General features: G+C 72.5%; 9 protein-coding genes. 4 read left to right on the plus strand and 5 right to left on the minus strand.

Annotated elements, in window-relative coordinates; translation table 11 throughout:
• Positions 1-80: 80 nt before the first annotated feature.
• From OG776_RS01900 to OG776_RS01910, 3 genes are read right to left on the minus strand one after another with little or no spacing between them, the layout of a single operon-like run.
• Positions 81-2,045 carry a TOMM precursor leader peptide-binding protein gene (locus OG776_RS01900; RefSeq protein WP_329326311.1) on the minus strand — a complete coding sequence of 655 codons (1,965 nt, stop codon included), beginning with the start codon at positions 2,043-2,045 and terminating at the stop codon, positions 81-83.
• Positions 2,035-4,413 (minus strand): TOMM precursor leader peptide-binding protein, encoded by a 2,379-nt coding sequence (locus OG776_RS01905; RefSeq protein ID WP_329318397.1) that lies wholly within the window; start codon positions 4,411-4,413, stop codon positions 2,035-2,037. The genes OG776_RS01900 and OG776_RS01905 overlap by 11 nt, the downstream gene beginning before the upstream one ends.
• A gap of 37 nt (positions 4,414-4,450) precedes the next feature.
• Positions 4,451-5,524 (minus strand): AfsR/SARP family transcriptional regulator, encoded by a 1,074-nt coding sequence (locus tag OG776_RS01910; protein WP_329326312.1) that lies wholly within the window; start codon positions 5,522-5,524, stop codon positions 4,451-4,453.
• Positions 5,525-5,820: 296 nt separating this feature from the next.
• On the opposite strand from OG776_RS01910, the gene OG776_RS01915 reads away from it, so the two are divergent.
• From OG776_RS01915 to OG776_RS01925, 3 genes are all read left to right on the plus strand, one after another.
• On the plus strand, positions 5,821-6,021 hold the full coding sequence (locus OG776_RS01915; protein WP_148014782.1) for a hypothetical protein: 201 nt from the start codon (positions 5,821-5,823) through the stop codon (positions 6,019-6,021).
• Between the two features lie 571 nt (positions 6,022-6,592).
• Positions 6,593-7,756 (plus strand): 4-hydroxybenzoate 3-monooxygenase, encoded by a 1,164-nt coding sequence (locus OG776_RS01920; protein ID WP_329323628.1) that lies wholly within the window; start codon positions 6,593-6,595, stop codon positions 7,754-7,756.
• A gap of 101 nt (positions 7,757-7,857) precedes the next feature.
• Positions 7,858-9,606 (plus strand): methyltransferase, encoded by a 1,749-nt coding sequence (locus OG776_RS01925; protein WP_329318402.1) that lies wholly within the window; start codon positions 7,858-7,860, stop codon positions 9,604-9,606.
• 160 nt (positions 9,607-9,766) lie between these two features.
• On the opposite strand, the gene OG776_RS01930 is transcribed toward OG776_RS01925, so the two are convergent.
• Positions 9,767-11,383, minus strand: a complete 1,617-nt coding sequence (locus OG776_RS01930; RefSeq protein WP_329318404.1) for a purple acid phosphatase family protein — start codon at positions 11,381-11,383, stop codon at positions 9,767-9,769.
• Positions 11,384-12,240: 857 nt separating this feature from the next.
• Here OG776_RS01930 and OG776_RS01935 point away from each other — a divergent pair.
• Positions 12,241-12,633, plus strand: a complete 393-nt coding sequence (locus OG776_RS01935; protein WP_329318406.1) for an STAS domain-containing protein — start codon at positions 12,241-12,243, stop codon at positions 12,631-12,633.
• Between the two features lie 206 nt (positions 12,634-12,839).
• Here the strand turns inward: OG776_RS01935 and OG776_RS01940 are convergent, their stop codons facing one another.
• The gene (locus tag OG776_RS01940; RefSeq protein WP_148011816.1) at positions 12,840-14,417 is read right to left on the minus strand and encodes a discoidin domain-containing protein; all 1,578 of its coding nucleotides are present in this window, start codon (positions 14,415-14,417) and stop codon (positions 12,840-12,842) included.
• Positions 14,418-14,740 lie beyond the last annotated feature (323 nt).

Raw genomic sequence — 14,740 nt, forward strand, 5'->3', positions numbered from 1 at the left:
CTCCCTCTTCTGCTCGTGGTCGTCCGAGACGGCCGCCGGACACTGCGGTGTCCGGCGCCGGTCGTTGGGTGGTGCGGGTGTCAGGGGAAGGGGTGCGGGGCCGGGTTGAGGCCGTCCGGTGACAGGTCGTCGGTTCGGAGTCCCGCCTCGCGCAACGCGGTGCGGGCCCTGGGCATCAGCGGCCCCCGCTGCCGGCTCCAGCCGAAGTCGATGGGGATCAGACCGGGCACCAGCACCTTGACCGTGTGGAATCCCAGTGACCGCTGTTCGACGACCGTCTGGTCGACGACCACCACGTCGAAGCCGCGCGCTGTCACGGCGGCGACGCAGGCCTCCACGTCCTCGCGCAGGTCGGCGGCAGCCCGCGGGGTGCCGGGCGCGGAGGTCAGTGAGTTCAGCGGTACCCGGTCCGACTCCTCCCGGCCGCGCAGCAGGAAGTCGGTGTACCGGCCCATCTCGGGCAGCCCGTACAGGAGCGGGTGATCGTGCAGGACGCGCACCTCTCCGAAGTCGTCCGCCATGCGCCGCAGTCGGCGCTCCTCGCGGGCGGTGCGCCTGCGGAGGTTGACGGAGTCGGTGGCGATCTCGCAGAGGCCGCCGGCGAGCGCGTCCTCGGGGTCGAGGGAGGCGCCCGCGCCGAAGCAGAGCAGTCCGGGTCCGCCGTCGACGCGCTCGGCGACCGCGGTCACGACCGGTACGGGGAAGGTGACGCGGGTGTCGAAGAACCGTGCCCGGTAGCCGTACATGGCCAGCCGGTCGACCATGGCGCGGGTCGCCGGGCGGGTGCTGCTCGACGGGTCGATCTCGGGCAGTCGGGCCCTTCCGAACCAGGCCAGCAGGAACGCGTCGCGTTCGACGGTCTCCATCAGCCCGTGGTAGACGGCCTCGGTCGGACTGCCCCCGGACGCACAGCCGTTGGAGCTCTCCTGCACGAAACGCCGCCGCACGCCACCGGGTGCGTGGTAGTAGGCGACGATCTCCGGCACCAGCACGGGCCGGTCGTCGCGCAGCGACCAGCCCCACACCCAGCGCACGGGGCGGTCCGGGGCGAAGCGCGGCGCGTCGGGTTCGGCGGCGTGGAAGGCGTCGGAGTACAGACCGGTGACCCGCGGGTCGACCGCCGTGTCGCCCAGGTCGTCGAAGGCCGCGGTCACCGTGGTCCGCTTGGCGCGGGCCCGCATCCCGGCGTACCGCTCGAGCCCCTCCAGCAGTCCCACCCGCACGCTCGTGCCGTACGTCCCCGTGTGGCCGCCCCAGAAGCACTCCCGCAGGTAGTCGCCCGAGCGGGTGGTGAACGCGCCCACGGTGGACGAGGTCGAGGCGGACGTCAGGTCGGGGACGACGGACGGTCCGAGCATCCCCGTGACCGGGTTGGCGAACGCCTCCAACGGCAGGTCGTACGCGTGCAGCGGGCGCAGCCGGAAACCGCCCGGTGCGTGCTTGGGGGCGGGGTCCAGAGCGATCCTGGCGGCCTCGGCGGTGTCGTCGGGGCACGTTCCGCAGGACGGGCACTCGCCGTCCGACACCAGCGGGAACCGGGCGACGCGGAGCGTCTCCAGGTCCAGCAGCCAGACCCAGGGGTGGCGGCCTGGGCGCGGTTGCCGGGCCGCCGCCGCGACGAGGGCGGACAGGGTGTCCGCCACGAAGTCGGCGCGCCACGGCGGGGTTCCGGTCGCCCGGGTCTCCTCGCCGCGCTCGACGGCGTCCCGCAGGTGCCCGGCCCGTACCGACTGCCAGCGGCGGGCCAGGCACCTCGGACAGCCCGTGGCACCGTCCGCGGCCGGCGGGCCGACCACGGCATGGTGTCCGTACAACCCGACCGGTACGACCCCGGGCCCGAACTCCGTTTCCTGTTGGTCCAGTTCGTGCAGTTCGTCGCGGACACCGAGCGGGGTCACCACCGCCCGCGGTGTGCCGGGGTGGCGTGCCGCGCGCTCGGCGAGCGCCGTGGTCAGTGCGGAGCACACCTCGTCCCACGGCCCCGGGGGTCGGGGTTCCCGTGGTGCGGCCTCGTCGCGCGGCGCTGCCATGGTCTCAGTCGGCACGGTGCTCTCCGCGGGTCAGCAGGACGCGCACCGCGTGCAGGTGGCCGGCCGCGAGGTCCGGGGCGGGCACCGGTACCGCGAAGGCGTCCCGGCCGACGGCGGCGAGACCGTCGAGCACGGCGGCCCAGGTGGTGCCGGTGTCCGGAAGCGGTGCGGCGGGGCCGGCGACGAGGGTGGAGGCGTCGAGGTCGGCCCACAGCGGGTCACCGGTGTCGATCCCGTCGGCGGCGGCGCGCAGTTGCTCGGCGCCGAGCAGGTCGCGCAGAGCCTCGAGTACGGCGTCGCGGTGCCGCAGGCCGCTGCCGGTCGCCCAGCGCACCGCCCCGGTCTCCGGGTCGGTGAGGCGCGCCAGGGCGACGGGCAGCAGACCGCCGCCGGCGGCGGTGAGGTCCAGGATCTCCACGGTGGTGCCGAGGTTCTCGGCCGAGCGCAGCAGGAAGAGCGCCTCTGGACCGGCGGCGGCCACGGAGGAGTGGTCGACGGCGGGCAGGGCGGCATGGCGGCGGACGGCGCCGCGCAGACCGTCGAGGGCGAGCGCGGTGCCCAGGGCACGGGTGAGCGCGGCCCGGGGGCTGCCGGCGGCGCCGGTGCCCGCCGAGGTCCGCTCGAAGTGACCCCGGTCGTTCCAGCCGCCGAGGGTGCGGACGGCGCCCGCGGGCACCAGGACGGTCCGCCCGTCGGTCAGGGAGACGGCTTCGCTCCAGTGGGCGACCTGGTCGGAGGGGACGTCGAGTCCGCTGCGGACGGTCAGTTCGGCGGGTGCGACGCGCGTCCACCTGCCGATGGCGGCCCGCAGTGTCCAGGCGTCGAGGACGCGGGGCGGGACGACGTGTTCGGCGTAGACCTCGGCGGCGCGGAACAGCGCGGTGAGGCGGGCACCGGCCACGGTGTGGATGTCGACGGCGGAGATCCGTCGCTTCCGGCCGGGCGCGACGCCCAGGAGGACGGTACTGACCTTGAGCGGGGTCTGCTCCCAGTCCTCGTCGGCGAACGCGGTGAAGACACCGGCCCGTTCGTGGACGAGGACGTCGCGCCGCTCGAGGGCCGCGAGCAGCGTCCTGGCGGCATCCTCGTCGGCGGCTCCGTCGGCGGGCGGCGCGGTGAGCTCGTCGTCCGGGTGGGGGGCGCGGAGCAAGTCGCCCGGGAGCGGGCGGGGTTCGACCGTTGCGGCGTTCTCCGTGGCGGGGGTGTCCCACGCGGCGGTGACACCGTCCTCCGACGCGCAGTACGGGCAGTGAGGGTGCGGCAGCAGCGGCTCGGTCAGGACATCGAGGGAGTCGAGGTCCTGGACGACGATCTGGTTGCGGGTCTCCGCGGGCAACGCCCCGGTCACGAGGCGGAACACCTCGAAGGCGAGAAGGTTGCCGAGCATGCCCGCGAGAGGGCCGGAGAGGCCGGGCGGGAGAGCGCCGAGCGGCGCCGCCGGGCCCACCGAGGCCCACAGGTCCGCGCTGTCGGTGGCGTCGGCGCCCGCACCGAGCCGCAGGGCGGCGCAGCACCAGCAGCCAGGAGTATCCGCGGTCATCACCGGGCCGACGACGGCGCGGTTGCCGAACGTCCAGGTGCCCAGCAGGCGGCGGCCGGCGGGGACGCCCTCGGCGAGCAGCCGGAGCAGTTGACGGCGCCCGTTCGCGCCGGTGACCAGGACGGTGTCCCAGCCGTCGAGGTCCTGCCAGCCGTACGTACTGTCCTCCGACCCGGCCCCCACGGCGGGCGGGGCTCCCGCGGGCGAGACCCCGGCGGGCGGGGGCAGGCGTTCCAGGCGGGGGACGCAGCCCGCTTCGGTGAGGGCCGCGGCCTCCGCGTCGAGATCGTCGGTGCCGTCGACACCGTGGAGCTCGCGGGTCAGCACGTCGTGCGGCGGGTTCGGTGCGGTGACGGCCACGGCGGCGCAGCCGTTGCGGAGCAGGCCGAGCGCCGCCCACCGGGCCACCGCGTCGTCGCCCAGGACCGCGACCGCGGTGGAGCGGAAGCGCAGGAAGCGGCCGGGCGCGTCGTCCGCGTAGTGGTCGAGGTAGTCGAGCTGATGGGAGAAACGTTTCATCACCTGCGATGACAAAGCGTCCGCCGGTGGGGTGAGCCCGGCGTCCCGGGCGAAACCACGCGCGTAGAGTGCGCGCACGAGTTGGACCACCATGTCGCGCTGCTTGTCCCCCAGGCCGGCACAGAGTTCCTCTACCCGGCGTTCGCCGTCGAGGTGGGGGACGATCAGCGTGGCGAAGCGGTACGCGGACTGCGTGACGACGTTGAACCCGCCGTGGGCGTTGTGGAAAAGCACTCCGGACGGGGTCCGGGTGAACAGGACGTCCCTGCGGATGCGGGGCCGGGACTGAGCGATGTCCTCGTGGGACGCGGGGGCCTGAGCCATGGGGTGGGTGAACCTCCGAAGTGCAGGGGAGCGACGGTCAGCCGGTGGCCGGCGGGGGAGAGTCCGTCGTGTCGGGCGGTGCGGCGGTCGGGAGGCTGGTACCGGCCGCCTGGACGAACAGCCGGAGCAGGTCGTGGACGCGGTAGCGGCCGGACGGATCCTCTTCCAGCAGCCCGGCGTTGACCAGGGCGCGCAGGACCAGGGTGCCCGGGGCCGGGGGTGAGGCCCGTCCGAGTCCGGGCGACGCCGCGGGGGCGGGCGGCGGGACACCCGTGGCGCCGGCCCCGGTGGCCGCGCCGGTCGGTTCCCCGCGCAGGACGGCGCCGTGCAGGTCACGCAGCGCGGGGCCGGGTTCCACACCCAGTTCCGACGTGAGGTGCGTGTGGATCCTGCGGTATTCGGCGAGCGCCTCGGCGCGTCGGCCGGAGCGGTACAGGGCTTCGATCAGCAGGGCGGACAGGCCCTCGTGACCGGGGTCGGCGCGGACCGCCTCGCGGGCGTCGGCGACCATCTCCCGGTGCCGTCCCAGGCGCAGTTCGCCGTCGAAGACGCGCTCGACGGCGAGGAGCCGCTCCTCGGTCAGGCGGGGCACCAGGTCGCGATGGAGTTCGTCCGAGTGGACGTTGCCGAGGACCGGGCCCTTCCAGAGCCGCAGGGCGGTCCGGGCGAGGAGCAGCGCGGTCTCGGGATCGTCGGTGGCACGGGCGCGTTGCAGCAACTCGCGGAACCGGAGCAGGTCGAGGGTGTCGGCGTCGGCGTGCAGCCGGTAGCCGCCGGGGACGGCCTCGATCGCGTGGTCGGCCACGCCGTACTTCGCGAACAGCCGGCGCAGCCGCAGCACGCAGGTGTGCAGCGCCGACCGGCCGCCCGCGGGTGGCCGGGTGCCCCAGACCACCCGTTGGAGCAGGTCGGCGGAGACGACGGCGCCGGGATGCAGGAGTAACGCGGCGAGCAGCGAACCGGGTTTGGAGGGTTGCAGCACGACCGTCTCATGGCCGTCGGTGATGGCCAGGAGGCCGAGCACCAGGAACCGGGGTCGGTCGCCGGCCGCTGCCGCGGTGGTCGTCAGCTCAGGGAGGGCGCCGTCGGGCGCGGGGGCACCGGTCTTCACCACAGCCTTTCACGTCGCACGGTGGGTGGGGTGGTCCACCAAAGGCATCGCAGAGCAACGCACTTGGCCCACGCCGGGGATGTGTGGCGGGTACAAGTGCGGTGCCGAGTGGGGAACTTAGATTCGATCAGGACACCACGTCCAGTGGTTGGCATGAAACAACTCGTTACGGATGCGGATACCCGGGCCGGAGACACCCGGCGACGGGTGTGTGGTTTTGGCAGGTGGTCCGGCAGGGCATACGCTCCGGGAGAAGTGCCGGACGATCTCCGTGCGCCGCACTCAGGGGAGGATTCATGCCGTGGTGGGGGCTGATCCCGGTCGTCTCGATGATCACCGGGCCCGTCGCTCTGTACCTCATGACCCGGAGCAAGCGCCGGCCCGAGGTCGCCGACGACCGCTACGAGGAGCTCTCACGGAAGTACACCGCCCTGCTGGAGGACTCCACGGCGGGTGAACTGCCCAACGGCCGCGCCCGCTATCCGGAGTCGCACTGACAGACAAGTGACCCGGCCGTCCCGATGCCTCCTCGTGCTCCGGGGCCACGGCAGGACGCAGGTCACGCCACTCCCCCATGTCCCGGGCGGGCCGACGAGGACCCCGCTGTCCGCCGTCGCCGACCGCAACTCCGCCGCGAGTGAACCCGGTTCGGGCCGCACAGAGTCCCCGCGTCCGTGCACCCTGCGGGTGAGCATCGCGGCGACACCCGCCCTGAAAGGGACCGTGGCCCGACACACCGCGGGTTCTCGCGTGCCACACCGGCCCGCGCGCTCGGTACCGGCCCGCGTATTTGGTGCCTGACGCGTCGTCGCCGGGCCGTAAGAACACACCCAGGAAGTCGTCGTCGGGCGACCCGCGCTCACACGTGTCACCTCTCTCCCCGCCCGCCCGAGGGCCGTGGACCCGGTCGGCCCCCTCGCGAACCCGGTGTCCCGAGGCGCGATGATCTCTTTGCCGTTCGGGCCGCGCATTCAGGTGATTTCGGTGCGACCAGGCAATTTGGCCTCCCTAGTATCTGTTTCCGTGACAGACACGAACCGTCGGCGGCGGGCCGACCACGCGACCGATGTGGTCGTCCTCGGAGCAGGGCCGGCGGGGCTCGTGCTCGGCAACATCCTCGTGGACCGGGGTATCGACTGCGTCGTCCTGGAGCGGGCCGAGCGCACACATGTGCAGACACGTGCCCGTGCCGGATTCCTGGCGGCCGGCACCGTGCGGATCCTGGCACGGCACGGTCTCGACGAGGGGCTGCGCCGGCACGGGCGGACCCACGGCACCTGTGAGTTCCGTACCGAGGACGGCCGGTTCCGGCTGGACTACAGCGGACTCGGCCAGGGCGACCCACACACCGTGTATCCCCAACAGGACCTGGTGACCGACCTGTTGGCGCGATACCTGGAACGCGGCGGCCGGATCCGTTTCGGCACCGAGGCCGTGGCCGTGCGCGCGGCCGACAGCGACCGGCCCGAGGTGGACGTGCGGGAGGCCGACGGGCGGTCCGGCCTGTGGCGTGCGCGATACGTGGCCGGCTGCGACGGGCGCCATGGCGCGGCCCGGCGTTCCCTGCCGGCCGGTACGGTCCGCCACCACCGCGATCACGGCGTGACCTGGCTCGGCCTGCTCGCCGAGGCACCGCCCAGTCTGGACGCCGTCGGGTACGCGACGCACGAGCACGGGTTCGCCGGGCACATGGCGCGCACCAGCGACATCACCCGCTACTACCTCCAGTGCGAGCGGGGTACTCCGGCCGACGCGTGGTCCGAGGAGTACATCTGGGACGAACTGGAGCTGCGGATGCGGGCCCGGGAGTACGGCCCGCTGCGCCGCGGGCGCGTCGTGCAGCGTTCCGTCGTGGACCTGGAGTCCGACGTGCTCGAACCGCTGCGCCACGGCGCGCTGTTCCTCGTGGGTGACGCCGCCGGCCTGATCAGCCCGTCCGCCGCGAAGGGAGCCAATCTCGCGGTCCTCGAAGCGTCGGTCCTGGCCCACGCCCTGATCGACGACCTCACCGCCGGCGACTCCGAGGGGGTCGACACGTACTCGGCCCGTTGCCTGCCACACATCTGGCGCGCACAGGAGTTCTCGCACTGGATGATCGGGCTGCTGCACGGACCGTCCGGGGCGGACGGCGAATCGCTGTTCCACAACTCCCTGCGCCGTGCCCGCCTCACCTCGCTGCGCACCTCGCGCAGTCAGCAGGACTGGTTCGCCGAGCACTACGTCGGCGTATAGCCCCTCCCCCGAACCCCTCTCCCCGAACCCCGCACCGCGTACATCCGTGTGCGGACAACCGCATGCGTACATCCGAACCCCGGAATGAGGATCTCCCCGCGATGATCACGGCATTGTCGGGCGACACGTCCCGCCTGCGCGCGACGGTCGACTTCGTCAAGGAGCAGGACACCGCCACGCTGCTCCCGCTCCTGCTTCCCGGGCTCGACGGCCCGGAGCTGCGGACCCTGGTGGAGCGCTGCGCGTTCTCGCACGCGGCGCTGCTCGTCTTCCCGCCCGACGCGGCGGCGCTGGATGCCACGCTCGCCGGCTGCGGGATCGTCGCGGACGCACCGCCGCAGCCCAGCGTCGTCGTGCGGGAACGTCTCTCCGCACGGCACCGGCGAAGCGCGGCCGAACTCGACGTCGGCATCCTCCGCCTGGCGGTGGAGTGCACGGACGGAGCGCGGCGGACGGTCGAGGTGTTCGCGCTGACCGTGCCACCGGGTTCGGACCTCGCCGCCGTCGCCGCGCACGAGCGCGAGCGACAGCACGAGACACATGTCGCCTTCGAGGTCGAGGCACCGGACCCCCTGGTGCTGCGCGGACTGTGCGCGGCCTTCCGACGGTACGGCGCCGCCCCCGACGGGGGCGGCTACAACCCCCACGAGAACGGCACGGTCTTCTACTTCACCGCGTCCGCCGAAGCCAAGGCCGGGTACCGGCGCGTGGAGTTGTACGTGCCCGGGGACCACCGCGACGTCCTCGCCGCGCATCTCGACGAGCACCGCAGGCGTCAGCCCGCCGAGAGCCTGCTGCGTCTGCTGACCGGAGCGTGGACGACACAGGCTCTCGCCGCGTTCGCACGGCTGGAGGTGGCCGACGCGATGGACGGCGAACGGAGCGTCCCGGTCGCGCAACTGGCCCGTGCCGCCGGTGCCTTCCCGCCCAACCTGGCCACGTTGCTGCGCTACCTCGCCATGCTCGGCCTGGTGAGCGAGCACCACGACGGGTTCCGGCTCACGGAGACCGGCGGGCTGCTGCGCGCGGACGCCGAGGGGTCGATGCGGCCCCTGGCGCTGATGTACGGCGGACCGTTCTACGAGTCGTTCGCGGGCCTCGACCACACCGTGCCCACCGGCCAGGTCGCCTTCGAACGGCGCTTCGGCGAGAACCACTTCGACCACTTCGCCCGCGACCCCGAACTCGCCGGACTCTTCGACCTGTCGATGGCGGCCGGTGCGCGGATGTTCGACCCGCTGCCCGCCCACCCCGTCCTCACGGCGGCGGCCGAGGGCGCCACGGTGGTCGACATCGCGGGAGGCAACGGCGAACTGCTCAGCCGAATCCTTTCCGCGCACCCCCGTCTGCACGGCATCCTGCTGGAACGCCCGCACACCGTCGAGACCGCGCGCCGCCTCCTCGGGGCGGCCGGTCACGGCGAGCGTTGCACGCTCCACGCGGGCGACTTCGCGGACGTGCCCCCGGGTGGCGACGTCTACGTCCTGTCCCGCGTCCTGCACGACTGGGACGACGACCGCTGCCGCGAGATCCTGCGCCACTGCGCCCGCGCCATGCACGAGACCGCCGACCTGCTCGTCGTCGAGCGCGTCCTGCCCTCCGACGGCTCGGCCTCGCTGGCCACGGCCTGGGACCTGCACATGATGTGCAATGTCGGCGGCCGCGAGCGTCGTGCCGACCACTACGCCCGCCTGTTCGCCGACGCGGGTCTCACTCTGGTGGACCGGACGCCGCTGCCCCTGGACGGGAGCGTGCTGCACGTCCGCCGGGCCGCGTCCACGGATTCCGGGCACCGGCCGCACGTGGTGCCGTCACATGTCACGCCCGCCCCAGGAGCGGAGCGGGGGTGACCGATGTCAGGCGGGCCCTGCGGCGGCCTGCCGCTCCGGCCGGCCCGCCCTGACCGACTGCTTGCCACCACACGTCATGGGCTCCTGGTCGGCGACGCCTGGGGCCGGGACGTCGTCCCGGCCCCAGGCGTCGCCGACCGTGGCCGCTGGTCGCGGTCGGTCAGTGGTGACCGTGACCGCCGTCGCTGCGACGGCGTTGGAGCGTGAACTTCTCGAAGACCGACAGCTCACCCGTGGGCGTGATGATGTTGTAGTAGGTGACGTGGATGCGGGTCATGTCACCGGGGTGACGGCCCGGGTCGACGGAGAACTCGGCGAAGCCGTACGGGTGCTCCGCGTCGCGGACGCCGATCCAGACCGCCGTCTCCTTCTCCTTGACCGAGTTGAACTTGCCGACGTGCTCCGTCTGGACGTAGGCCGAGTGGTGCCCGTGACCGTCCGCGTCGTCGTTGGTGAAGCTGTTGTTGGTGACGCCGGACACGCCGCCACCGCCGAGGATCATGTGCGTGGTGCCGTGCTCGCTCTCGATCACGTCGAGCGCGGCCTGACTCGGGTTGGGCGTGAGGGTGACGCTGCCGGGGACCACGCCGCGCACCGCCAACGAGCGCTCGTAGTCGTGCTCGTGGCCACAGAGCACCAGGTCGACGCCATACTTGTCGAACAGCGGGCCGTACGCCGCGCGCAGCGCGAGGTCGGCGCCGTTCGCGGCGGTCGCCGAGCTGATCATCACCTGGTGCATGCAGATGACGATCCAGTCGATGTCCTTCGAAGCCCGTGCCGACTTGAGCTCCTTCTCCAGCCAGACGAGCTGCCGACCGCCCGAGTAGCCCTTGATGTAGATGTCGCCGCCCTCCTGCAGGGCGATCTCGTCGTTCTGCAGGACGATCACCTTCACCGAGCCGACGGCGAAGGAGTACCAGAGGTTGTCGAGTTCGGGCTGGGTCTCGGTCGAGGGCAGCTCGAAGTAGGTCTGGTACGCGTCGAGACCGAGCTTGCCGTTGCCGAGCTCGATCTCGTGGTTGCCGGCGGCCGGCATCCACGGGCGGAATCGCGCCGAGCGGCTGTTGTTGGTGAGGAAGTCGCGCCAGACGCGGACGCGGTCCGGCCCGGTGTTGGCGTAGCAGAGGTCGCCGTTGAGGAGGTTGAACAGCGGGCCGACCTTCTCGATGCCGGTGACGATGTCGGCAGCGGCCGGCGTGGCGTTGGGCTCGAAGTCCCGGCCCGAGGCGTCGGCCGGGTTCGCTCCGGTCTTCCACGTCACACTGGGCGCACCCTGGTCACCGAAGCTGGTGAAGGTGAACGGAGCTCTGCCGGACGGCGCCGTGTGGAAGGTGCCGGCGTCGGGGGTGGCGCCGTCGTGCTGGGCCGCGTACAGGTAGTCGGTGTCGGCCCTGAGCCTGCTGATCAGCGCGTGATGGACCCAGACGGTCCGCCCGGAGGCGCCGTCCACGTAGGTCTTCGTCGTCGCGTGCACGGTGGAACCGAAGCCGCCACTCAGCGTGCCGTAGACCACCCGGGGGTTCTTGACGGCCGCGTCGGTGACCCACGAGACGACCATCTGGCTGCGCGGGTCGGCGCCGAAGGTCAGGTGCAGGCCCTGGACGGGGGTGGTGGCCGAGCCGGTACGGAGACCGGTGACCTCCGAGTTCGCCGGCATCGCCTCGGCGGTTCCGGCGCCGAGGACCAGTGGTCCGGCGGCCGCGCCGGACACCGTCGCGCCGAACAGGCCGAGCGCGTTGCGACGGGAGATTCTGGTTTGCTTGGGTTCTTCGGACATTCCAGGGGCCTTTCGCGTCGTCGGGTGCGGTCGCACACCGACCGGACCGCAGCGCTCCGAACCTGACAGGGGCTGCGGCAGGTCAGCGGTGCGCGCACTCACGAACGCTAGGAAGCACGGTCGACCGGAGCAGTGGGACAGGTGTGAACGCCAGATGGCGGTCACCGCAACGGACGGCGATTCCCGGCCTCATGGCCTGTCTTGGCCAACCCCGAGGAGCGATGGGGGTGTTCGGGCGTACTCCCGTCAATCGTGAAGAAGCCGGCGCCGCGAGGCCCGCGCGCCGTCTCCCCGGCACGGGTCTCCGCGACGTTCGACGTCCCGGTGCGGGACGTCACGTCGGCTGCCCGTGGGAGGAACCTGTCCCGGACCGAAGGAGCCCGTGCCTGCGGCGCGACGAGGACGGGACCGGTATGGACACCGCAAAACGAAGAGCCCTCGGTGCCTCCACCGCACTCCTGCGCCTCTCGTCGGCGGCGCCGGCAAGGCGACGGCAAGGCGACGGCGCAGAGGAGATGACCCGGAGGAGTACCCTGACCAGTACCGAGAGTATTTCGCACGCCGGCTTCCACGCCGGGTCGTTCCCGGTGAACGAAGAATCCCGGGCCGCTGCCCCAGGGGCGACCCGGAGAACAGGTCCGCGTGATGTTCGCGCCCTTCGAAGCAGACCTGCCGCGGTCCGGACCCGTCGCGGCCCCGCCGGTCCGCCTCGCGTCGACCGCCGCCCCCTCCGGCCGCGCACCGGACAGCACCATGTGGTCGCGCCCGCGCCTCAGGGCAGGCGCACCGCCCACGCCGACAGGCACCTCGGCTCCTGTGCGGCACCACGGCAGACGAGCCCCAGGATCCGAGGCCTCATGTCCCTTCCCCGCCTGAACATCTACCGGCACGACGTCAGGAGCCGGGCGCTGATCACCCTGGCCGGTGACATCGACCCCGGCACCGCCCCCCAGGTGCGCGCCGTCCTGGCGGAGTGCCTGGACGACGGCATCAGTACCATCGACATCGATCTGACCACCCTCGGCTCCTGCGACATCACCGGTCTGCGGGTGTTCCTGGAGGCAGCGAAGCGCGCGACCACCACGCACTCCTCGCTGCGCCTCCACCATCCTTCCGCGCAGACCGAGCGACTCCTCCTGCGGACCGGCTCGAGTCCCCTGCTGTTCGCCGCGCCGCGCGACCGGGTGCCGCCGCCCCCGCCGCACGACCTCCGGGAGGGGTCGCGCGCCACGAGCCCGTACGGGCTGTGAGCATCACCGCGGGACCGACCGCCGGGCGGGCCCGGCGTGCCGGGCCACGCTCCGGCGACCTGCTGGTTCTCTCGGCGAGGGCCGGCAGGTCAGGAGGGACCGGCCACCCGGCCGACCGATCACGACGGAGCAAGGAGTTCTCGAACGTCCCCGTGCGGTAAGGACTTCGCTGCGGGGGACAGGACTTCCCTGCGGGGGAGAGGACTTCACTGCTTCAGGTACGCCGCCAATTTCCCGATGAGCCGGGCGGCGTCGTCCAAGCCGCGGGCTGTGTCGCCCAGGTCGCCGGCGAGCAGATTCTGCAGGGTGTGCGCCGCTTCCCGCCCCTCCTCCCGGCCCGCGACGTCGGACCATGGTCCGGGGACGGCCGTTCCCCGGTACCCGACAGGGTCGCCCCCACGCGGCGCGCGGTAGCCGATGAAGTCGGCCGCACCGCGCGCCGGTCCGTCGACGGTGACCTCGCGGGCGAGGAACTCGACCCGGGAGAGCTGGGTCTGGTCGGACCCGTGATTGCCGGTGATGCTCAGGCGATAGCGAGGGTAGGCGGCGGGAGACACGACGGCGTACTCCTTGGTCTCGTGGCGCCGCCTGAAGCGTTGGCCGGTGCGGGAGTCCACGGTCGTCCAGTGATCGCCGTCGTGGGAACCCTCGAGCCTCCAGTCCTCCGGGTCCCGGTCGGGTGCGTCGTTCGCCGAGGTCAGCCGGTAGACGGAGACCGTGGCGGGATGTTCCAGGGTGAAGTCGAGCTCGGCGGTGTCGTCGTTCGCCAGCCACTTGCTCCGCGACTTGCTCAGCAGGTTCTCCGCCACCTCCCCGGCCATGTCGAACTCGTCGCTCGCCTCGATACCGCTCACGGCACCGGTGATGTCCCGCAATGCGCCCGCGGATTCCCGCGGGTCCGTCCTGCCGGTGCCGCCCAGAACCACGGAGGCGGTGGTTCCTCGCCGGTCGGTCCAGGACACGCGCTCGACGGGAGCTCCTCCGTCGTCGAGCAGCAGGCGCAGTTCGCCGGAGGGGGACCATGCACCGTCATGTCCCTCCTCGGTCGAGAACCGGTGCAGCGGGGCTCCGGTCGTGCCCTCGGGGTAGGCCCAGCGGTCGGCGAGCGTACCGCGGTACTCGGTGGCCGTTCCGTCGGCCGTCCTCCGGTGTCCGAGGAAGCCGGAGAGGTCCGCGCGCAGCCCGATCGCTGCCTCCGACCCGTCCGCCGCGCCCCAGGCGAGGTGGGCGGGCACGGCCCGCTCGCCGCAGTCGACATGCAGAAGCAACCGGGGAGCGCTCTGCCAGGCGGTGGATCCGGGGGCGCGGACCTCAGTGGTGAAGGCGACGACGGACCGTCTGGCCGTCCGGGCGGCCCTGGCGCGCTCCGACCGGTCCCGGTCGTGCGCGGGGTCCACGGTGACGGCACACACACGCAGCAGACCGTCCGCGCCCTCGGGATTGCGCACCTCGAGAAGGTTGTCACCCGTGGCCAGGGTTTCCCCGGGCACACTGACGAGGGTGACCAGCGGATCTCCCTGTCCGCCGTCGCCCGGGATCGCCAGCCGCTCGGCGAGGGCCTTGCCGTTGAGCAGGACGTCCATCGGGGCGCCCGCGTCCAGAAGGGTCACCGTGACGACGGCTTCGACGATCTCCTCCCGCTCCCCCACCGTGAAGTCCACCCCGATGTGCCCGCCCGCGCCCAGCGCGACGTGCGAGGGGGCGATCCCGCAACGGTGGTGGGTGACCACGGCGTTGGACAGTTGGGCCGGGGTGGTGGAGAAGTCGGCGAATACGGGTTCCATGCGTGTCCCTACGTCGTCCGTGGCGTACCGGGCAATCCGGCAGCGAAGTGTCTGGTTGGCCTTGCGGCCCGCTTACGCGTACAGAACCTACCGGCGGCCACTGACAACGATCTGCACAACCTTCTCTGTGCGTACGGGAGTTGACCGTGCCAGAGGGCAACGGTCCGTGACCGGCGGGGCATCCGCCCTGTCGATCGGCGCAGTGGGCGCCGACGACGAAGGGGTCTGCCGGACGGCGCGGACATGCGCCGCCTGGACTCCGACCGTGTGCTCGCCGACCGGATCCGCGCGGCTCCGGACGGGCCAGGGGTGTCGCGCGGTCG

The organism is Streptomyces sp. NBC_01689 (genome assembly GCF_036250675.1).
In the GTDB taxonomy this organism is placed as follows: domain Bacteria; phylum Actinomycetota; class Actinomycetes; order Streptomycetales; family Streptomycetaceae; genus Streptomyces.

Excerpts from the sequence above, each read along its gene's own strand:
- OG776_RS01930 (WP_329318404.1), bottom strand. The coding sequence starts at position 11,383 with ATGTCCGAAGAACCCAAGCAAACCAGAATCTCCCGTCGCAACGCGCTC.
- OG776_RS01905 (WP_329318397.1), bottom strand. The coding sequence starts at position 4,413 with ATGGCTCAGGCCCCCGCGTCCCACGAGGACATCGCTCAGTCCCGGCCC.
- OG776_RS01935 (WP_329318406.1), top strand. The coding sequence starts at position 12,241 with ATGTCCCTTCCCCGCCTGAACATCTACCGGCACGACGTCAGGAGCCGG.
- OG776_RS01925 (WP_329318402.1), top strand. The coding sequence starts at position 7,858 with ATGATCACGGCATTGTCGGGCGACACGTCCCGCCTGCGCGCGACGGTC.
- OG776_RS01915 (WP_148014782.1), top strand. The coding sequence starts at position 5,821 with ATGCCGTGGTGGGGGCTGATCCCGGTCGTCTCGATGATCACCGGGCCC.
- OG776_RS01940 (WP_148011816.1), bottom strand. The coding sequence starts at position 14,417 with ATGGAACCCGTATTCGCCGACTTCTCCACCACCCCGGCCCAACTGTCC.